Source organism: Limnohabitans sp. TEGF002 (genome assembly GCF_055395845.1).
The window spans coordinates 497037-515850 of sequence record NZ_AP029224.1 but is presented as its reverse complement, the minus strand read 5'-3'; the positions used below and the strand labels follow the sequence as shown (position 1 = coordinate 515850).

General features: G+C 57.9%; 25 protein-coding genes. 2 read left to right on the top strand and 23 right to left on the bottom strand.

The window, feature by feature from the left end; translation table 11 throughout:
* Nucleotides 1-16: 16 nt before the first annotated feature.
* The 17 genes from rpsD to glpK all read right to left on the bottom strand — a co-directional run bounded on the left by rpsD (nucleotide 17) and on the right by glpK (nucleotide 10564).
* Entirely contained in the window at nucleotides 17-640 is a 624-nt protein-coding gene (gene rpsD / locus ACZ5SR_RS02625; RefSeq protein WP_464450020.1) for a 30S ribosomal protein S4, read from the bottom strand.
* An 85-nt stretch (nucleotides 641-725) separates the two neighbouring features.
* On the bottom strand, nucleotides 726-1130 hold the full coding sequence (gene rpsK / locus ACZ5SR_RS02620; RefSeq protein WP_019429279.1) for a 30S ribosomal protein S11: 405 nt from the start codon (nucleotides 1128-1130) through the stop codon (nucleotides 726-728).
* A gap of 19 nt (nucleotides 1131-1149) precedes the next feature.
* Nucleotides 1150-1515: a 30S ribosomal protein S13 gene (gene rpsM, locus ACZ5SR_RS02615; protein ID WP_019429278.1), complete on the bottom strand. Its 366-nt coding sequence runs from the start codon at nucleotides 1513-1515 to the stop codon at nucleotides 1150-1152.
* A gap of 24 nt (nucleotides 1516-1539) precedes the next feature.
* Entirely contained in the window at nucleotides 1540-1653 is a 114-nt protein-coding gene (rpmJ, locus tag ACZ5SR_RS02610; protein WP_028820150.1) for a 50S ribosomal protein L36, read from the bottom strand.
* A gap of 103 nt (nucleotides 1654-1756) precedes the next feature.
* On the bottom strand, nucleotides 1757-3076 hold the full coding sequence (gene secY / locus ACZ5SR_RS02605; RefSeq protein WP_464450019.1) for a preprotein translocase subunit SecY: 1320 nt from the start codon (nucleotides 3074-3076) through the stop codon (nucleotides 1757-1759).
* A 22-nt stretch (nucleotides 3077-3098) separates the two neighbouring features.
* Nucleotides 3099-3530: a 50S ribosomal protein L15 gene (gene rplO / locus ACZ5SR_RS02600; protein ID WP_464450018.1), complete on the bottom strand. Its 432-nt coding sequence runs from the start codon at nucleotides 3528-3530 to the stop codon at nucleotides 3099-3101.
* 10 nt (nucleotides 3531-3540) lie between these two features.
* The gene (rpmD, locus tag ACZ5SR_RS02595) at nucleotides 3541-3723 is read right to left on the bottom strand and encodes a 50S ribosomal protein L30 (protein WP_089951917.1); all 183 of its coding nucleotides are present in this window, start codon (nucleotides 3721-3723) and stop codon (nucleotides 3541-3543) included.
* Nucleotides 3724-3737: 14 nt separating this feature from the next.
* Entirely contained in the window at nucleotides 3738-4256 is a 519-nt protein-coding gene (rpsE, locus tag ACZ5SR_RS02590; RefSeq protein WP_019429274.1) for a 30S ribosomal protein S5, read from the bottom strand.
* Between the two features lie 17 nt (nucleotides 4257-4273).
* Nucleotides 4274-4639, bottom strand: a complete 366-nt coding sequence (gene rplR, locus ACZ5SR_RS02585; protein WP_062407202.1) for a 50S ribosomal protein L18 — start codon at nucleotides 4637-4639, stop codon at nucleotides 4274-4276.
* Between the two features lie 11 nt (nucleotides 4640-4650).
* The gene (gene rplF, locus ACZ5SR_RS02580) at nucleotides 4651-5184 is read right to left on the bottom strand and encodes a 50S ribosomal protein L6 (protein ID WP_464450017.1); all 534 of its coding nucleotides are present in this window, start codon (nucleotides 5182-5184) and stop codon (nucleotides 4651-4653) included.
* A gap of 13 nt (nucleotides 5185-5197) precedes the next feature.
* A complete protein-coding gene (rpsH, locus tag ACZ5SR_RS02575; protein WP_108285857.1) occupies nucleotides 5198-5593 on the bottom strand; it encodes a 30S ribosomal protein S8 in 396 nt (131 codons plus the stop codon).
* An 18-nt stretch (nucleotides 5594-5611) separates the two neighbouring features.
* The gene (gene rpsN / locus ACZ5SR_RS02570; protein ID WP_053172533.1) at nucleotides 5612-5917 is read right to left on the bottom strand and encodes a 30S ribosomal protein S14; all 306 of its coding nucleotides are present in this window, start codon (nucleotides 5915-5917) and stop codon (nucleotides 5612-5614) included.
* Between the two features lie 8 nt (nucleotides 5918-5925).
* Nucleotides 5926-6465, bottom strand: coding sequence for a 50S ribosomal protein L5 (gene rplE, locus ACZ5SR_RS02565; protein ID WP_062408250.1), 540 nt, complete (start codon nucleotides 6463-6465; stop codon nucleotides 5926-5928).
* A gap of 2 nt (nucleotides 6466-6467) precedes the next feature.
* Nucleotides 6468-6788 (bottom strand): 50S ribosomal protein L24, encoded by a 321-nt coding sequence (gene rplX / locus ACZ5SR_RS02560; protein WP_108365650.1) that lies wholly within the window; start codon nucleotides 6786-6788, stop codon nucleotides 6468-6470.
* A gap of 9 nt (nucleotides 6789-6797) precedes the next feature.
* Nucleotides 6798-7166, bottom strand: coding sequence for a 50S ribosomal protein L14 (rplN, locus tag ACZ5SR_RS02555; RefSeq protein WP_019427444.1), 369 nt, complete (start codon nucleotides 7164-7166; stop codon nucleotides 6798-6800).
* A 274-nt stretch (nucleotides 7167-7440) separates the two neighbouring features.
* Nucleotides 7441-9042 carry a glycerol-3-phosphate dehydrogenase/oxidase gene (locus ACZ5SR_RS02550; protein ID WP_464451005.1) on the bottom strand — a complete coding sequence of 534 codons (1602 nt, stop codon included), beginning with the start codon at nucleotides 9040-9042 and terminating at the stop codon, nucleotides 7441-7443.
* A 19-nt stretch (nucleotides 9043-9061) separates the two neighbouring features.
* On the bottom strand, nucleotides 9062-10564 hold the full coding sequence (gene glpK, locus ACZ5SR_RS02545; RefSeq protein WP_464450016.1) for a glycerol kinase GlpK: 1503 nt from the start codon (nucleotides 10562-10564) through the stop codon (nucleotides 9062-9064).
* An 88-nt stretch (nucleotides 10565-10652) separates the two neighbouring features.
* Here glpK and proC point away from each other — a divergent pair, with 88 nt between their 5' ends.
* Nucleotides 10653-11474, top strand: coding sequence for a pyrroline-5-carboxylate reductase (gene proC, locus ACZ5SR_RS02540; protein ID WP_464450015.1), 822 nt, complete (start codon nucleotides 10653-10655; stop codon nucleotides 11472-11474).
* Between the two features lie 57 nt (nucleotides 11475-11531).
* Here the strand turns inward: proC and ubiA are convergent, their stop codons facing one another.
* The 3 genes from ubiA to recG are packed head-to-tail and all read right to left on the bottom strand — an operon-like array spanning nucleotide 11532 to nucleotide 15428.
* Complete coding sequence (gene ubiA / locus ACZ5SR_RS02535; protein WP_464450014.1) at nucleotides 11532-12383, bottom strand: 4-hydroxybenzoate octaprenyltransferase; 852 nt, start codon at nucleotides 12381-12383, stop codon at nucleotides 11532-11534.
* Nucleotides 12380-13342, bottom strand: coding sequence for a LysR substrate-binding domain-containing protein (locus ACZ5SR_RS02530; protein ID WP_464450013.1), 963 nt, complete (start codon nucleotides 13340-13342; stop codon nucleotides 12380-12382). Before ACZ5SR_RS02530 ends, ubiA begins: the two co-directional genes overlap by 4 nt.
* A 16-nt stretch (nucleotides 13343-13358) precedes the next feature.
* Nucleotides 13359-15428 carry an ATP-dependent DNA helicase RecG gene (gene recG / locus ACZ5SR_RS02525; RefSeq protein WP_464450012.1) on the bottom strand — a complete coding sequence of 690 codons (2070 nt, stop codon included), beginning with the start codon at nucleotides 15426-15428 and terminating at the stop codon, nucleotides 13359-13361.
* 109 nt (nucleotides 15429-15537) lie between these two features.
* Here recG and queA point away from each other — a divergent pair, with 109 nt between their 5' ends.
* Nucleotides 15538-16647 carry a tRNA preQ1(34) S-adenosylmethionine ribosyltransferase-isomerase QueA gene (queA, locus tag ACZ5SR_RS02520; protein WP_464450011.1) on the top strand — a complete coding sequence of 370 codons (1110 nt, stop codon included), beginning with the start codon at nucleotides 15538-15540 and terminating at the stop codon, nucleotides 16645-16647.
* On the opposite strand, the gene ACZ5SR_RS02515 is transcribed toward queA, so the two are convergent.
* The 3 genes from ACZ5SR_RS02515 to ACZ5SR_RS02505 are packed head-to-tail and all read right to left on the bottom strand — an operon-like array spanning nucleotide 16635 to nucleotide 18699.
* Nucleotides 16635-16952 carry a non-heme iron oxygenase ferredoxin subunit gene (locus ACZ5SR_RS02515; protein ID WP_464450010.1) on the bottom strand — a complete coding sequence of 106 codons (318 nt, stop codon included), beginning with the start codon at nucleotides 16950-16952 and terminating at the stop codon, nucleotides 16635-16637. The genes queA and ACZ5SR_RS02515 overlap by 13 nt on opposite strands.
* Nucleotides 16949-17428 (bottom strand): aromatic-ring-hydroxylating dioxygenase subunit beta, encoded by a 480-nt coding sequence (locus ACZ5SR_RS02510; protein ID WP_464450009.1) that lies wholly within the window; start codon nucleotides 17426-17428, stop codon nucleotides 16949-16951. The genes ACZ5SR_RS02515 and ACZ5SR_RS02510 overlap by 4 nt, the downstream gene beginning before the upstream one ends.
* Before the next feature lie 5 nt (nucleotides 17429-17433).
* Entirely contained in the window at nucleotides 17434-18699 is a 1266-nt protein-coding gene (locus ACZ5SR_RS02505; RefSeq protein WP_464450008.1) for an aromatic ring-hydroxylating dioxygenase subunit alpha, read from the bottom strand.
* Nucleotides 18700-18814 lie beyond the last annotated feature (115 nt).

Below are 18814 nucleotides of genomic sequence, written 5' to 3'. Positions count from 1 at the left end.
TTGAAACGACTCAGAATTAACGCGAGTACAGTTCGACGATCAACGATTCGTTGATGTCTGCAGCGAATTCGTCACGATCAGGAACCTTCTTGAAGGTGCCTTCTGCCTTATCGGCATTGACTTCAACCCAAGCAGGCATGCCCACTTGCAAAGCCAGTTGCAAAGCTTCAACCACACGGTTTTGCTTTTTGGACTTTTCGCGGACAGCGATCACATCACCGGCCTTGACCAAGTAAGAAGGAATGTTCACAGACTGACCATTCACCGTGATGGCCTTGTGTGACACCATCTGACGTGCTTCAGCACGTGTAGAGCCAAAGCCCATGCGGTAAACCACGTTGTCCAGACGGCATTCCAACAGACTCAACAAGTTCGAACCTGTGTTGCCTTTACGGCGGTCAGCCTCAGCAAAGTAGCGGCGGAATTGTTTTTCCAGCACGCCATACATGCGTTTGACTTTTTGCTTTTCACGCAGCTGCAAACCGTAGTCTGAAGTACGTTGACCCGAAGTACGGCCGTGCTGGCCTGGCTTGGAATCAAATTTGGACTTGTCCGCAATCGAGCGACGTGCGCTCTTCAGGAACAGGTCGGTGCCTTCACGGCGAGAAAGTTTGGCCTTGGGGCCGAGGTAGCGTGCCACTTGATTTTCCTTTATGCAACTGCCGCATCAGAAATGCGGGAGCCAGGCGATGCAAGCATGGCCTGGCGGTGGGCTTGGTTTGAAATTAGATACGACGACGCTTTTGAGGGCGGCAGCCGTTGTGCGGAACCGGTGTCACATCGGCAATCGAAGTGATGCGGATACCCAACGCACCCAGGGCACGAACCGAAGACTCGCGACCAGGACCGGGGCCCTTGATTTCGACGTCCAGGTTTTTGATGCCTTGTTCTTGCGCAGCGCGACCTGCCACTTCTGAAGCGACCTGAGCGGCAAAAGGTGTCGACTTGCGTGAACCCTTGAAGCCTTGGCCACCCGAAGAAGCCCACGACAAAGCATTGCCTTGACGGTCGGTGATCGTGATGATGGTGTTATTGAAAGACGCGTGAACGTGTGCAATACCGTCAGCAATGTTCTTGCGGACTTTCTTGCGAACTCGTTGTGATGCGCTGTTTGATTGTGCTTTAGCCATGGTGGTCTCTCAGTCCTGCTTATTTCTTCAGAGCCGCTGCGCCTTTGCGCGGACCCTTGCGAGTGCGTGCATTGGTGCGTGTGCGCTGACCGCGCATGGGCAAGCCGCGACGGTGACGGAAACCACGATAGCAACCGATGTCCATCAAACGCTTGATGTTCATGGTGGTTTCGCGGCGCAGATCACCTTCAATGGTGAAGACTGCGATTTGATCCCGAATCTTTTCGAGATCAGCGTCCGTCAGATCTTTGATCTTTTTGGAATAAGCGATGCCAGAGGCTTCGCAAATTTGTCGAGCGCGGGTGCGACCAATACCGAAGATGGCGGTCAAGCCAATTTCAGCATGTTTGTGCGGCGGAATGTTGATGCCAGCGATACGTGCCATTTTCGTCCTCTAAAACTAATTCAATCAGCCTTGACGCTGCTTGTGACGTGGATCTGTACAGATCACACGAACAACGCCTTTACGGCGAATGACTTTGCAGTTACGGCAAATTTTTTTCACCGAAGCAGAAACTCTCATGGTTCTCTCCTAAAACTCATCGATACCCAGACATCGCAGACCAGGTGAAAATTGTGGCCCTGCGTCAACCGCAGGGTTCTTTACCAAACCCAAACCAAGTCAATCAAGACTTGAAACTCGCCTTCTTCAAAAGCGAATCGTATTGTTGTGACATCAAGTAGTTTTGAACTTGAGCCATGAAATCCATGGTCACGACCACAATGATCAGCAACGAGGTGCCGCCAAAGTAAAACGGAACATTGTATTTCAGAATCAGGAATTCAGGCAGCAAACACACGAATGTGATGTAAGCCGCGCCCACCGCAGTCAATCGCAGCAAGATCTTGTCGATGTACTTTGCAGTCTGATCCCCTGGACGAATCCCCGGGATGAATGCACCGCTTTTCTTCAAGTTGTCTGCAGTTTCACGGCTGTTGAAAACCAACGCTGTGTAAAAAAAGCAAAAGAAAATAATGGCAGCGGCATAGAACATCACATACACAGGCTGTCCTGGCGCCAAAGCATTTGCCACATCTTTGAAGAATCGAACGACCGCACTCTCCGAAGAACCCGAACTGAACCAGCCAATCAGGGTTGCTGGCAGCAAAATGATCGACGAAGCAAAAATCGGAGGTATGACACCCGCCATGTTCAGCTTGAGTGGCAGGTGCGATGACTGTCCACCATACACCTTGTTACCCACCTGACGGCGTGCGTAATTCACCAAAATTTTCCGCTGTCCGCGTTCGACAAAGACCACAAAGTAAGTGACCAAAGCCACCACCACAATGATCATGATCGAGACCAATGGATTCATGGCGCCGGTACGAACCAACTCAAACAGGCCACCCAATGCACTGGGCAATCCAGCAGCAATACCCGCAAAGATCAAGATCGAGATGCCGTTGCCCAAGCCGCGTTCAGTGATCTGCTCACCCAACCACATCAGGAACATGGATCCCGCAGTCAAACTCACGACGGCCGTCATCCGGAATCCGATGCCAGGGTTGATCACCAAGCCGGCAGAAGCCTCAAGCGCCACAGCAATACCGAAAGACTGGAAGATCGCCAAACCCAAAGCACCAAACCGGGTGTACTGAGTTATCTTGCGACGACCTGCTTCGCCTTCTTTCTTCAACTGCTCAAAGGTCGGCAAAACATACGTCAACAACTGCATCACGATGGATGCAGAAATGTACGGCATGATGCCCAACGCGAACACGGTAAACCTCGACAGGGCACCACCCGAAAACATGTTGAACAGGTTCAAAATGCCGCCTTGCTGACCATTGAACAACTGTTTGAGCTGATCAGGATCGATGCCAGGAACCGGGATGTGTGCGCCCGCACGGTAAACCACCAGCGCGAGCAACAAGAACAGAAGCCGGCGACGAAGGTCACCAAACTTGTCTGTTTTGGCTGTCTGATTAGCGCTGGTTGCCACTGTGTTTCTCGCTTATGAACATTCAGGCAATAGAGCCGCCAGCAGCCTCAATGGCCACCTTGGCACCAGCTGTTGCACCAATGCCTGTCAACTTGACGGCTTTGGTCAACTCACCTGTGTTGATCACTTTGACCACTTTGGCCATTTGTGAAACCAGACCAGCTTGCTTCAATGCCAAGACATCCACTTCTGCCAAGTCCAAACGGGACAAGGTGGTGAGTGTGATTTCTGCGTTGTACTTCAGCAAATGTGATTTGAATCCACGCTTTGGCAAACGGCGCTGCAAAGGCATTTGACCACCTTCAAAGCCCACCTTGTGGTAGCCGCCTGAACGTGACTTTTGACCTTTGTGACCACGGCCGGCGGTTTTACCCAGACCCGAACCGATACCACGGCCCACGCGACGTGGCGCGTGCTTGGAGCCTTCTGCGGGCTTGATGCTGTTGAGTTCCATCATTCGCCTCTTAGAGAACTTTGACCAGGTAGCTGATCTTGTTGATCATGCCGCGCACTGCGGGCGTGTCTTGCAACTCGCTCACAGAGTTCAGCTTACGCAAGCCCAGACCGCGCACAGTGGCACGATGGGACTCTTTGGTGCCAATCGGGCTGCGAACCAGTTGGACTTTCACTGTAGATTGTGTCGTCATGTTCGATCTCCGGTTCAGCCGAACAACTCTTCAACCGACTTGCCACGTTTGGCGGCCACGTTGGAAGCTGTTGTGCAATTGGACAATGCGTCCAGAGTGGCACGAACCATGTTGTAAGGGTTGGATGAACCATGGCTCTTGGCCACGATGTCAGTGATACCCACCACTTCGAACACAGCGCGCATAGGACCACCCGCAATGATGCCGGTACCTTTTGGCGCTGGTGCCATCATGACGCGAGCTGCGCCATGGTGACCGTGAACTGCGTGGTGAATGGTGCCATTTTTGAGGTGGACTTTGGCCAAGTTGCGACGGGCTTCTTCCATCGCTTTTTGCACGGCTGCTGGCACTTCTTTCGATTTGCCCTTGCCCATGCCGACTTTACCGTCGCCATCACCAACCACTGTCAAGGCTGCGAAACCGAGGATACGGCCACCCTTGACCACCTTGGTCACGCGGTTGACCGCGATCATCTTTTCACGCAGACCGTCTTCAGGACCGTCGCTCTGCGGTTTTGCTGTAAATTTAGCCATTTGTAACTCCGATCCGTTTAGAACTGCAGACCTGCTTCACGGGCTGCTTCGGCCAAAGCCTTAACACGACCGTGGTAAGCGAAACCTGCGCGGTCGAAGGCGACCTTCTCAACGCCAGCAGCCTTTGCTTTTTCAGCAATGCGCTTACCGATGACGGTGGCTGCAGCGGCATTGCCACCTTTGCCTGCTGCACCCAATGCTGTGCGCACTTCGGCTTCGGCAGTGGAGGCGCTGGCCAACACTTTGGTACCGCAGCCCGAAATAACGCTGGCGTAGATGTGCAAGTTGGTGCGGCTCACGGTCAAACGGGCCACGCCTTGCTGTGCAATGCGGATGCGTGTTTGGCGTGCACGACGCAGACGCTGCTCTTTCTTGGTCAACATGATGCAGCTCCTTATTTCTTCTTGGTCTCTTTGATCGTGATCTTCTCATCCGAATAACGGATGCCTTTGCCTTTGTAAGGCTCAGGAGGACGAACAGCACGGATCTCAGCAGCAATTTGGCCAACACGTTGACGGTCAGCACCCTTGATCACGATTTCAGTCGCGGTCGGGGTGGCCACCGTGATGCCAGCTGGCATGTCGATGTTGACAGGGTGCGAGTAACCCACAGCCAGGTTCAATTTGGCGCCAGAAGCAGCCGCCTTGTAACCCACACCGATCAGGTTCAACTTCTTTTCGAAGCCTTTGGTCACGCCAGTTACCATGTTGTTCACCAGCTGACGCAAGGTGCCGCTCATGGCATTGGCTTCACGCGAATCATTGGCGGGAGCAAAACTCAATTTGCCTCCTTCGTTGTTCACGGTCACCAGTGTGTTGGTGGCGATGGCCAATTGACCACCAGAGCCCTTCACACTGATTTGTGTTGCATTGATCGACACATCCACGCCAGCGGGGATGGTCACAGGCATTTTTCCTACGCGGGACATTCTTTTTCTCCCTTTAAGCGACGTAGCACAGCACTTCGCCGCCGACACCGGCTGCACGCGCTTTGCGATCGGTCATCACGCCCTGAGGTGTGGTGACGATGGCCACGCCCAAGCCGTTTTGGACTTGAGGAATAGCATCACGGCCTTTGTACACACGCAGGCCAGGACGGCTCACGCGCTCAATACGCTCAATGACCGGACGGCCAGCGTAGTACTTCAGGGCAATTTCGAGGGTGGCTTTGCCATCTTCGGTTTTGACTTGGAAGCCATCAATGTAGCCTTCATCTTTCAGCACTTGGGCGATGGCGACCTTCACTTTGGAAGATGGAACCAACACGTTGGCTTTTGACACCATTTGTGCGTTACGGATGCGGGTCAACAGATCGGCAATAGGATCACTCATGCTCATGTTGTTATCTCCTGCCGATTACCAGCTGGCCTTGGTCACGCCCGGAATATTGCCTGCAAAGGCAAGTTCACGGATCTTGGCGCGGCCCAGACCAAATTGACGGAACGTACCGCGTGGGCGACCGGTGATTTCACAGCGGTTGCGTTGACGGGTCGGGTTTGCGTTGCGCGGGAGCTTTTGCAGACCCAGACGGGCAGCTGCACGCTCTTCATCACTGCGCTTGGCATCGTTGGCGATGGCTTTCAATTCCGCGTATTTTTTCGCGAATTTGGCCGCCAGTTTTTCACGCTTGAGCTCGCGCTCGATCAAAGCTACTTTAGCCACGTGACACCTCAGTTCTTGAAGGGGAAGCGGAAAGCCGCCAGAAGAGCTTTGCACTCTTCGTCAGACTTGGCCGTTGTGGTGATGCTGATATTGAGACCGCGCAAGGCATCGACCTTGTCGTACTCAATTTCAGGGAAAATGATCTGCTCTTTGACGCCGATGTTGTAGTTGCCACGGCCATCAAAGGCACGGCCAGAAATACCACGGAAGTCACGAACACGCGGCAAAGCCACGGTCACGAAACGGTCCAGGAATTCATACATCTGAACGCCACGCAAAGTCACCATGCAACCGATAGGCTGCTGCTCACGGATTTTGAAGCCCGCAATCGCCTTCTTGGCCTTGGTGACCACAGGCTTTTGACCTGCAATCTTGGTCAGATCGCTCACAGCGTGGTCCATGACTTTCTTGTCAGCCACCGCCTCAGACACACCCATGTTAAGGGTGATCTTGGTGATGCGAGGCACCTGCATGGGTGACGTGTAGCCAAATTTGGCTGTCAGGTCAGCTGCGATTTTCTCGCGGAAGAGTTGTTGCAAACGTGCCATGCTCATGCCACCTTGATTTCTTCGCCGCTGGACTTGTAAACGCGAACGCGCTTGCCGTCAGCCTGCAACTTGATGCCCACACGATCAGCCTTGCCGGTTGCAGCGTTGAAAATCGCCACATTGGATTGGTGAATTGGCATGGCCTTTTCGATGATGCCGCCAGTTGTGCCCTTCATGGGGTTTGGCTTGGCGTGTTTTTTGACGATGTTGATACCATCAATCAACAAGTGCGAATCGCTGGCACGCGAGGACACTTTGCCGCGCTTGCCTTTGTCACGACCTGTGATGACGATGATTTCATCGCCTGTGCGAATCTTGTTCATGGCGCGTCCTTACAGTACTTCAGGAGCCAAGGACACGATCTTCATGAACTTCTCGGTACGCAGTTCACGCGTGACCGGGCCGAAGATGCGGGTGCCAATAGGCTCCAACTTGGCATTCAGCAACACTGCAGCGTTGCCATCGAATTTGATGAGGGAGCCATCGCCACGGCGAATGCCCTTGGCAGTGCGAACCACCACAGCACTGTAGATCTCGCCTTTTTTGACGCGACCACGTGGGGCGGCTTCTTTGATGCTCACTTTGATGATGTCGCCAACACTTGCATAGCGACGCTTGGACCCGCCGAGCACCTTAATGCACAGCACGGACTTAGCGCCGGTGTTGTCGGCCACATCCAACCGAGATTCTGTCTGGATCATTTCTTTGTTCCCAACTTGTACTCCTTGCCAACTGGCCGATAAGCCAACCCGCAGGAATCAGTCTTGGACCCGTCATTCACACAGCAAACCACTCGCTGTGCTTCAGTTTGGGCAGATACCTACGCCTTTTGCAAGGCGAAGCCCACGATTATGCCTGATAAAAATGGGCCGCGCAAGAGTCTTTTGAAAAAATCCCTTGAATCCGCTTCTTGTTGGCCCATCGGCGCCTTTAGACCTGCTGCCCCTAAGGGACGCATTCAATCATGGGGTCACCTCAAGGGCAACGGCCATATTCGTCGGCAAGCACCTGAAATTCTTCCAAATTCGGATTGATCGCCAATTCCTGTCGCAGGATTTCCGCCACTTTGGGTGCCACCGATTTGGCCAAGGCCGCATCCAAAAATAGGCAGCGAGATCGTCTGGCCAAGACATCTTCCACATTGCGCGCATATTCATACCTTGCCGCAAACCTCACCATGGCCTCTGTCAGACCCGGTGCGAGCTCCACTTGAGCCCCCGGCAAACTCCCAAGCCAAAGTTGCTCCGATCCATACAAATGCGCCCCACCAGGTCTGGTGAGAGGCGAGGGTCTGTCGCCCTTCTTTGGCGCACCGATCAATGCGTACGCTTTTTCCAATGCATTGACTGGGGACTTCAGCCCCACCAGGCTTCTGGCTTGCTTCATCACGTCTTGCGCCATGACGCTGTAAGTTGTCCATTTCCCACCCGTGACCGTCACCAACCCGGAATCGGTCACCTCGACATGGTGTTCGCGGCTGATTTTCTGGGTCATTCCACTTGACGCAGAGGATTGCGAATCCGCCCGAACCAAGGGGCGAAGTCCCGCCCAAGCACTCAAAACATCTTTTCGCTCTGGCACCTTTTTTAAGTACCGACCCGCCTCTTTCAAGATCAAGTCCACTTCTTCACTTGCTGGACGGGGCTCACTGGGCGCGTCAAGGCGGGCGGTATCCGTCGTCCCCAACAAGACCTTGCCCAGCCAGGGCACTGCAAAAAGCACACGCCCGTCAGCTGTTTTGGGGACCAGCAAGGCTTTATCCCCCGGCCAGAACGAGGCGTCAACAACCAAGTGAACGCCTTGGCTGGGCGACACCAAGCGGCTCATGGGCTGCTCTCGCTGTATCCCATCGGCCAAGCGCAGCCCATCCACCCAGACACCCGTTGCATTGATCACACAAGCCGCCTTCAGATCAAATTCCAGGCCCTGTTCGGCGTCTTGTGCACGCACCCCCGCGACCCGCCCCTTTTCGTAAAGGAGGTGACGTACAGGAACATGGTTGACCACGCACGCCCCTTCGCGGGCCGCTGAACGTGCCAACGCCAAGGCCAGCCGAGCATCGTCAAATTGACCATCCCAATACTCCACCCCCCCACGCAAACCTTCAGTGCGAACACCTGGCAAGAACGCTTGTGTCACCTGCGCATTCAAAAAGCGGGTTTTACCCAAACTGGCCGAAGCGGCCAGCCACTCATAGAGTTTGAGCCCCGCCCCGTAAAACGCCTGGTCACCACGACGGTAAGTGGGCATGACAAAGGCCAGCGGCTGAGCCAGATGGGGTGCCCGCTCGAGCAAACCACGCCTTTCGTGCAGCGCCTCCCTCACCAAAGGCCAATGGCCTTGGGCCAAATACCGCACGCCACCGTGCACCAGCTTGGTCGATCTTGAGGACGTGCCCTGGGCAAAGTCCTTGGCTTCCAGCAATGCCACTTTCAAGCCTTCTCGTGCGGCCTGCAAAGCAATCCCTAAACCCGTCGCTCCACCACCAACAACGACCAAATCCCAGACCTCGGCTGCGGTCAAACGGGCCAGCAAATCTTCACGCCGGGTGGGCAAAGGCGCGGCTGAGGCCGCCAATGGATGATTCAACACTTCGTCAAGCCCTTGCCCAAGCGCGAGACCGATCGACAGCCTCACGCCAGCGTGCGACAAACTGTTGGCGCTGCGCCACGCACCATTCGGGCTCAAAACGGCGCTCCTCTTGCCATTGCGCCGATATTTCTTCAGCGCCCGACCAAAAGCCCGTAGCGAGTCCCGCCAAATAGGCGGCACCCAAGGCTGTGGTCTCCGTCACGCGGCTGCGCACCACAGGCACGCCCAGCACGTTGGCCTGGATTTGCATCAGCAAATTGTTTTGACAGGCGCCGCCGTCCACACGCAACTCGGTCAAGGCCAAGCCACTGTCACTGGCCATGGCTTGAAACACATCGGCGGTTTGCAAAGCGATCGCCTCCAGTGCTGCCCGTGCAATGTGGGCTCGCCCCGTACCGCGTGTCATACCCACCAATGTGCCCCGGGCATGACCATCCCAGTCGGGGGTTCCCAGTCCTGCAAAAGCCGGCACCAAAAATACATCACCCGTATCCACCACGCTGGCAGCCAATGCTTCTATTTCCGGCGCACTTTGAATGATCTGCAAACCGTCCCGCAACCACTGCACCGTCGCGCCCGCCATGAAGACAGAGCCCTCCAGTGCATACGCCGTCGAATGTTCAGTGTCAGAGGGGCCTTGCCAAGCGACCGTGCTGAGCAGCTGGTGACGGCTCACCACAGGACGATCCCCCGTGTTCATGAGCATGAAGCAGCCTGTACCGTAGGTGTTTTTGGCCATTCCTGGCGCAAAACAGGCCTGCCCGAACAGGGCTGCTTGCTGATCACCCGCCCATCCTGCAATCGGGACACGCCCACCCAGCAAAGTGGCATCGGTTTCAGCCACGATGCCGCACGAAGGCATGACCTGGGGCAAAACAGCAGCAGGAATGTTCAGCAAAGCCAACATCTCGCCATCCCACGCACCCGTCTCCAGATTGAACAACAGGGTACGTGAAGCGTTGCTGGGGTCGGTGGCGTGCACGCGCCCTGCTGTGAGCTGCCAGACCAACCAACTGTCCATGGTGCCAAAGGCCAACTCGCCCCGCTCAGCACGGGCACGCGCACCCGGCACATGGTCCAGCAGCCATGCCAACTTGGTTCCCGAAAAATAGGCGTCCAGCACCAGCCCGGTTTTGCGGGCAATACGACGGGCATGACCCTGCGCCCGCAAAGCCTCACACCGATCAACGGTTCGACGGTCTTGCCAGACGATGGCCGGGGCGACTGGTTGACCTGTTTGACGATCCCAAAGGACCGTGGTTTCACGCTGGTTGGTGAGGCCTATGGCCCGCAACTGGCGCGCCGAAATCCCGGCTTGGGCCATGGCCGCGTGCATGACAGCCGATTGGCTGCGCCAAATTTCCAGGGCATCGTGCTCGACCCAACCAGGCCGAGGAAAGTATTGGGTCAATTCGCGCTGCGCCATGGCCACGGGCTGGCCTGCATGGTCAAAAACCACCGCGCGACAGCTGGTGGTCCCCTGGTCAAGAGCAAGGATGTATTCCATTCCTGTGAGACTACCCCAAACTCGTGGCCACAAAAAGCGACAATTCCCGGATTGACCATCTGCATCAGACACACAAGGGACACCCGACATGAGCACCTCACAACACATCGCCTTCATCGGTGGCGGCAACATGGCCAGCGCCATCATCGGCGGCCTGATCCGCCAAGGCATGAAGCCCGATCAATTCACTGTGATTGAACCCTTTGCCGAAACCGCCGCCAAACTGCTCAAGGACTTCGGCATTACCGCCTTAGCCGCAGCAGGCCCCGCCCTGGCTCAGGCCAACTTGGTGGTCTGGGCGGTCAAACCGCAAGTCTTCAGCGAAGCGGCTGCACCTGTCATGCCCCACACCCGGGCCGCCTTGCACCTGTCGGTGGCTGCAGGCATCCGCACCGACAGCATCGGCCGTTGGGTCGGCACAGATCGGGTGGTGCGCTGCATGCCCAACACACCGGCGTTGGTGGGACAAGGCATCACTGGCTTGTTTGCCTGCCCATCGGTCACACCGGCAGACCAAACATTGGTGGAGCAGATCATTGGCACCACAGGACAATTCATCTGGGTGCAGCAGGAGTCGCAACTGGACGCTGTGACCGCCTTGTCGGGTTCAGGTCCAGCCTATGTGTTTTATTTTCTAGAAGCCATGACCCAAGCCGGTGTAGGTATGGGCCTGAGCGCACAGCAGGCCTATCAACTGGCAGTGGCCACGTTTTCGGGCGCGTCTTCACTGGCTGCTGCATCCACTGAATCACCCGAGGTGCTGCGCCAGCGCGTCACGTCCAAAGGTGGCACCACCTACGCCGCCATCACGTCGTTGGATGCCTCGGGTGTCAAGGCCTCATTTATGAAAGCCATGCAGGCCGCCGAAGTTCGCGCCGGAGAGTTGGGCGACGAATTCGGCAAGGCCTGATCGGCTTGGGCCCTTCGGCAGCGTCGACAGCTTCGGCTGCGACATGGCTGACACGCGTCAACGGTATGACAAGACCACACCCACAAAGACGCTGAACCCCAGCCAGTGGTTCAACCGGAAGGCCTTGAAGCAACCTGCGCGTGTACGGTGTCGGATCAAAAAATAGTGCCACACCACCTGCCCCACCGAGACGAACCAGGCCAGCCAGAACCAAAGCCCTTGCCGGTGCGCATCCAGCAGCCATGCCCAGATCCACAAATAAGCCCCATAAAAACCCATGATGGCGGGCACATCCAGCTTGCCCAGCGTGATGGCAGAGGTTTTCATGCCGATTCGCAGATCGTCATCACGGTCCACCATGGCGTATTCGGTGTCGTAGGCCAGAACCCAAAACAAGTTGCCCAAGAGCAAGGCCCAAGCCAAAAGCGGCACTTGCCCCTGCACAGCCGCAAACGCCATCGGGATGCCAAAACTGAAAGCCACGCCCAGCACGGCCTGCGGCATGGACACAAAACGCTTGGCATAGGGATAAATCAAGGTCACGGCCAGCGCCGCGAAAGACCAAGCGATGGTGGCTTGGTTGGTGGTCAGCACCAAGCCGAACGCACACAGCGCCAGCACCGCCCCGACCCTCAAAGCTTCGCGCGTGCCGATGCGCCCACTCGTCACCGGGCGGTTGGCCGTTCGTTTGACGTGCTTGTCAAAGTCGCGATCGGCCACGTCGTTGATGCAACACCCAGCGCTGCGCATGAGGATGGTGCCCAAAGTAAACACCGCGATCAGATGCCACCCGGGAAAACCGCCCTCCGCCACCCACAGGGCAGCCAACGATGGCCAGAGCAAAAGCAGCCACCCGGCAGGCCGATTCCATCGGATCAAATCCAAATACAGCTTGAATTTTTCGGTCATGACAGGCGCGTGACACCTGGCAGCGGGCAGGCATAAATGGCGTTGCGCATGGCGGCAATCGCCTCGTAGCGGGTGTAGCTGCGACGCCAGGCCAGTACCACGCGGCGGGTCGGTGGCTTGCCGCCCGCGGGGTCGACGATGGGCAAGTAGCGCACCGGTGAATCGTGTGGTCCGCCCGTGCGTTTGCGCACAGGTTTGAGGTCGGGCACCGACATGCGGGGCACCAAGGTCACGCCCATGCCTGCGGCCACCATGTGCTTGATCGTCTCGAGGGACGAGCCCTCAAATGTTTTGCGGATGCCCTCGGTCTGGCTGGCGTAACGCGCAAACTCCGGACACACCTCCAGCACATGGTCGCGAAAGCAATGGCCCGTGCCCAGCAGCAGCATGGTCTCGTTTTTCAGTTGCTCGGGCGTGATGAACGCCTCTTTGGCCAGCGGATGGTTCAGCGGCAAGGCGGCCATGAAGGTCTCGTCATACAGCGGCGCAATGGCCAAACCTGACTCGGGGAAAGGCTCCGCCAGGATGGCGCAGTCAAGCTCGCCTGTGCGCAGCATCTCCAGCAAACGCACCGTGAAGTTCTCTTGCAGCATCAACGGCATCTGCGGCACGTCGGTGATGATCTGGCGCACCAGATCGGGCAACAAATACGGTCCAATGGTGTAGATCACACCCAGCCGCATGGTGCCCGCCAGCGGGTCTTTGCCGCGTTTGGCAATTTCCTTGATCTCGGCTGCCTGCTCCAACACGCTTTGTGCCTGGCGCACGATCTCCTCGCCAAGCGGGGTGACCGACACCTCGCTGGCGCTGCGCTCAAACAATTTGACTTCCAGCTCTTCTTCGAGCTTCTTGATGGCCAGTGACAACGTGGGTTGCGACACAAAGCAGGCCTCGGCCGCCTTGCCAAAGTGCTTTTCACGGGCCACGGCCACAATGTATTTGAGTTCGGTCAGGGTCATGAGCGTTATTTAAACATCAAGCTTTCAAATACTCGGATTTCCCGCCCAGCCAACGGCCAATGTGGCGTTCGGCCAAGTAGGCATGCTGGTCCAACATGTGCGGGGCCAAGGCCCGCGCCCAGTCCAGCAAATGCCCGTCGGTTTCAAGATCGGCAAAACGCAGCAAAGGCGCACCCGACTGCCGCGCCCCCAAAAATTCCCCCGGCCCCCGGATCTCCAAATCGCGCCGGGCAATCTCGAAGCCGTCGTTCGTCTCCACCATGGCCCTTAACCTCTCGCGGGCAGTCTCACTCAGTCGCCCACCTTCGGGCGTGCCATAGAGCAGCACACAGGCCGAAGCCGCAGCGCCCCGCCCCACCCGACCACGCAGCTGGTGCAGCTGAGAGAGGCCAAAGCGCTCGGCGTGTTCAATCACCATCAGCGAAGCATTGGGCACATCCACCCCCACCTCAATCACCGTGGTGCTGACCAGCACACCCATCACGCCGGCGGTGAAGAGTTCCATCACCGCTTTCTTTTCGGCCACCGGCATGCGCGAGTGCAGCAAGCCCACCATCACACCCGGCAGCGCCTCGCTCAGGTCGGCGTGGGTTTGCGTGGCGTTGGTCAGGTCAAGCGCTTCGCTTTCTTCAATCAAAGGGCAGACCCAATACACCTGCCGCCCTTCTTGCAACTGCGCCCCGATGCGCGAGACCACTTCGTCACGGCGGTGGTCCGACACCACGCGGGTCACGATGGGCGTGCGCCCCGGCGGCAGTTCGTCGATCACCGACACATCCAGGTCGGCGTAATAGCTCATGGCCAGCGTGCGCGGAATGGGCGTGGCCGTCATCATCAGCATGTGCGGCTCCATGCCGGGGGCCTGCATCTTGCCGCGCAAGGCCAGGCGCTGGGCCACGCCAAAGCGGTGCTGCTCGTCAATGACCGCCAGTCCCAAGCACTTGAACTTGACGTGCTCTTGAATCACCGCGTGCGTGCCCACCACCAGCGCGGCCTCGCCCGACTCGATCAGCGCCAGCATGGCGGCGCGTTCTTTCTTCTTTTGGCTGCCAATCAACCAGGCGACTTTCACGCCCAGCGGCTCCAGCCAGCCCACCAGTTTTGCAAAATGCTGCGTGGCCAAAATCTCGGTCGGGGCCATCAAGGCGCATTGCCAACCCGCGTCGATAGCCACCATGGCCGCCAGCGCGGCCACCACGGTTTTGCCCGCACCCACATCGCCTTGCAGCAAACGGTGCATGGGCACCGGGCGGCTCAGGTCTTGGGCAATTTCTTGGCCCACACGCTGCTGGGCATTCGTCAAGCCAAAGGGCAGTGCTTTGAGCAACTGGTCGTGCAAAGCGCCGCGCTTCATCTTCAAATCCGGGGCCCGCAACAAATCGCGCTCGCGCTTGGCCGTGAGCTGCGACAGCTGCTGAGCCAGCAACTCCTCACACTTCAGGCGTATCCAGGCCGGGTGGCTGCGGTCTTCTAAAGCGGCCAGCGACACGTCGGACGTGGGGTGGTGCAAAAACTGCAGCGCATCGCGCAGCGTCCAAGCCCCACGCGGGTCGGGCCAGGGCACACCCGGGGGCAAGGTCTCGCTCAAATCAGCATGATTCAGCCCGGTGATCACGGCGCGGCGCAAATAGGCTTGTGCCAAGCCTGCCACTGTGGAGTACACAGGCGTCAGCGCCTCCGCCAAGTGGCCGCCCGCTGCCTTGAATGTAGGGTGCATCATGGTCAGGCCCATGAAGCCGCCCTTGACCTCGCCCCGCGCCCGGATGCGGTTGCCCACCGCCAGCGCCTTTTGGTGCGAGGGGTAAAAGCTGAAAAACCGCATCACGCAGGTGTCTGAGCCGTCATCCACCGTCACCAAGAGCTGACGGCGCGGGCGCATCGTGATCTCACACGCCGTCACCGTCGCCTCAATCTGCGCCGTGTCGCCCTCGCGCGCATCGCGCAGCTTGACGATTCGGGTCTCGTCCTCGTAGCGCAGCGGCAGGTGCAGCGCCAGATCGATGTCGCGCTTCAAGCCGAGCTTGATCAACGCCTTTTGGGGGGCGCTCAGCGTTTTCACAGGCTTGACAGCGGACGGGGTGGACATGCCCCGATTGTGCCGCGAGAGCGGCCTGCATCGGTAGATTGGAGCGCACTGACCCCTTCGGGCACAATGGCGTTTTTCTTATTTGTACGGGCCTGTCCAGCCCTGAATCATGTCTGCACCTCCATCCCCAAGCGCACCACGCGCCTTCACGCTCAACGATTTCGACTTTGAGCTCCCCCCCGAACTGATTGCCCAACACCCAGCCGCCCAGCGCAGCGGCTCGCGTTTGCTCGACGGCTCTGGGGCCACCGCGGTGGACCGCATCTTTCACGAACTGCCCGGCCTTCTGAATGCAGGCGACCTGCTGGTGTTCAACGACACCAAGGTGGTCAAGGCACGCATCTTTGGCGAAAAGGCGTCGGGCGGCAAGCTGGAGCTGCTGATCGAGCGCGTGCTGCCTGGGCATCAGGTGGTGGCGCACATGAAGGTGAGCAAAAAGCCTTTACTGGGCGGCAAGATGCATCTGGCAGGCGGCGCGCACAAGGGCGGATTCGATGCGGTGCTGTTGGGCCGTTGGCCCGATGAAAACGGTCAGTTGTTTCACCTGCAACTGAGCGACGAGCCGCACGCCTTGATGGAAAAGCACGGCGTGATGCCCTTGCCCCCCTACATTGAGCGCCCAGCGGGCACCGCCGACCATGCCGACACCGCAGAAGACGCCCGGCGTTACCAAACCGTTTTTGCGCGCGCACCCGGCGCGGTGGCCGCACCCACGGCAGCGCTGCATTTTGACGAGGCCTTGCTGGCCTCGCTGGAGGCCCGTGGCGTGCAACGCGCCAGCGTGACCCTGCATGTGGGCGCAGGCACTTTCCAGCCTGTCAAAACCGAAAACATCGCGGACCACACCATGCACAGCGAGTGGTACGAAGTGCCCGAAGCCACCCAACAAGCCATCGCCGCCTGCAAGGCAAGGGGTGGCCAAGTGGTGGCCGTCGGCACGACCACGGTGCGCACACTGGAATCGTGGGCCCAATTCAAACAGGCCAGCGGCGACACCCAGATTTTCATCACGCCGGGGTTTGAATTCAAAGTGGTCGATCGGCTGGTCACCAACTTTCACCTGCCCAAAAGCACGCTCATGATGCTGGTCAGCGCCTTTGCAGGCTACGAACACATCATGGGCCTGTACCGCCACGCGATCGCGCAGCGCTACCGTTTCTTCAGTTATGGGGATGCGATGCTGCTGACCCGCACCGCGCCAGCATCTCAGACCAGCTGAAGAAACACTCGCCCGCCTTCGATCTTGACCGGCCAGGTCTTGGCGGGTTCTGTGGCGGGGCCACAGGCCACCGAGCCATCGCGCAAGCTGAACTGGGCCTGGTGAAAGGGGCACTCGACATGGTCACCTTCGACAAAGCCTTCGCACAACTTGGCGTTGCCGTGGGTGCACAGGTTGTTGATGGCAAAGACTTCACCATCAACACTGAACAGTGCAATGTCTTGGCCCTCGGGGGCCACGGCAATGCCTGCGCCTTCAAACAAATCGGCCTCGGCGGCCACGTCGATCCAGTTTGTCATGGTCATATTGGGTAAATGATGGCGTTGGGGATCATTTCGCTGTCGTAAACACACAGGCGTTCGGCGAACTTCAGACCCTCAGGGGTCTGCACGATGGTATCGATGTAGCGGCCCACGTTGAACACCGTGCTTTCCTTGTCGAGCTTGGTGCGGAACACCGCATAGTTGGCCTCGGCATGGATGCGCTCACCGTCGACACGCCTCACCACGGGCGCACCCACCACATGGCGCTGGTAATAGGGGTCGTGGTACAGCGTTTCCTGAATGCCGTACACACGGTCTTTCAGCATGCCCTTGCTGGTGAACGACAGGGTGCACAGCGGAAAGCCGCGCTCATGGTTTTCACGCGGGATGAGTTTGTAAACGCACTGCTCGGTAAAAAACTCGGGCCACAAATCCCAATGGCCGCTGTCCACGGCCAAGGCGTAATCGGCATACAGGCGGGTCAAGGCCATGTGGGTTTCAAAGTTCACCATGGTCATTTTGTTCAGGCCTCCATCACTTTGCGCCAGTATTCGTACATGCCCCGGATCAGCGTCTCGGTCACCATGTGGTCCGTCTCGCCGACATCGCGTCCACCCAGCTCCACCAGCATGCGGTGCTTGGGTTTGGTCTCAAAGGCTTGCTGCGAGAACTCGATCACCTCGCCGTCGTCCGCGCTCACAAAACCCGCCGGGCCAAACAAATTGGATTGGCGCAGGCGCCGCTCGGTCATCTCAGGTGTGTCGTCTTCAAAGCCAAAGTGCGTCCAGACAAAGTCAAACGCGCCATGCCCATCGGGCTGGATGTGGCGCGTCGACACGCTGTTGACCTGCTGCTGAAAAATCACGCTGGGGAACAGCGTCATCATCACAGCCGTGGGCATTTGGTCGTCCATCTGCCACCAGCCCTCGGGCACGATGTCCAGAAAGCTCGGATCGTTGAGCTGCATGCTTTCTTTGAAGCTGCTGACCTGCGTGACCTGCGACGCCGCGCCTGTGGCTTGCCCAGCGCTGCCCCGGGTCGAGACCATGGCGGCGTGGCGGTGGTGCGCGTCCATGCGCAGCTCGCTTTTGTTGTCGGCACGCCAAAGGCCGAAGGTCACAAACCAGGTGTGCAGCAGGCCGGGGTGGTACGGGTCTTTGATGTTTTCCTGCATCAGCTTCCAGTTGCCCGGAATGCGCTGGCGGTTGTAGCCCAGCACCACCAGCTTACGGCCATTGAACAGGCGGTCAAAGTATTTCAGGATGGTCGGGCCCATGAAGTCTTCGAGCGACTCCACGTTGTGGTCGAACGACGCGAAGACCACACCGCCGCGTGTGGCCACTTTCAAGGCTGTGAGGCCGTGGTCCTTGGGTTCAAAGTCAGCGGGCATGCCGCCGTTGACCTTGCCGTCTTGCCGCACACCGCGCCGAAACGGCACGCCCTGCAAATCACCCTTGAGCGTGTAGCTCCACTGGTGGTAGGGGCAGACAAACTCTTTCTTGTTGCCATGGCGTTCGCGGCAAAACTGCATGCCCCGGTGGGCGCAAACGTTTTCCACCACATGGATCTGCCCATCGGCGGCGCGCGTCATGATGACCGAACGCTCGCCCACCACGGTGCGCTTGAAGTCGCCCACGTTCGGGATCTCGGCCTCCAGGCCGACATAGCTCCAGTGGCTCTTGTAAAAGAAACGCTCCAGCTCCTTCTTGTGCCGGTCTTCGTCGGTGTACACGGCAAACGGAACGCGGCTGGTGCCGGGCGTTTCCCAGTGGATGGGTTGTTCTGTCATGGTGTCTCCTGCAATGTGTCGGTTTGCACTTGGCCAGCATCATGTCGCGCCCAACCAATTCGGTAAATCGAAATTTAAAGATAATCGGTATTTGAATTTCAAATAACACTGCACC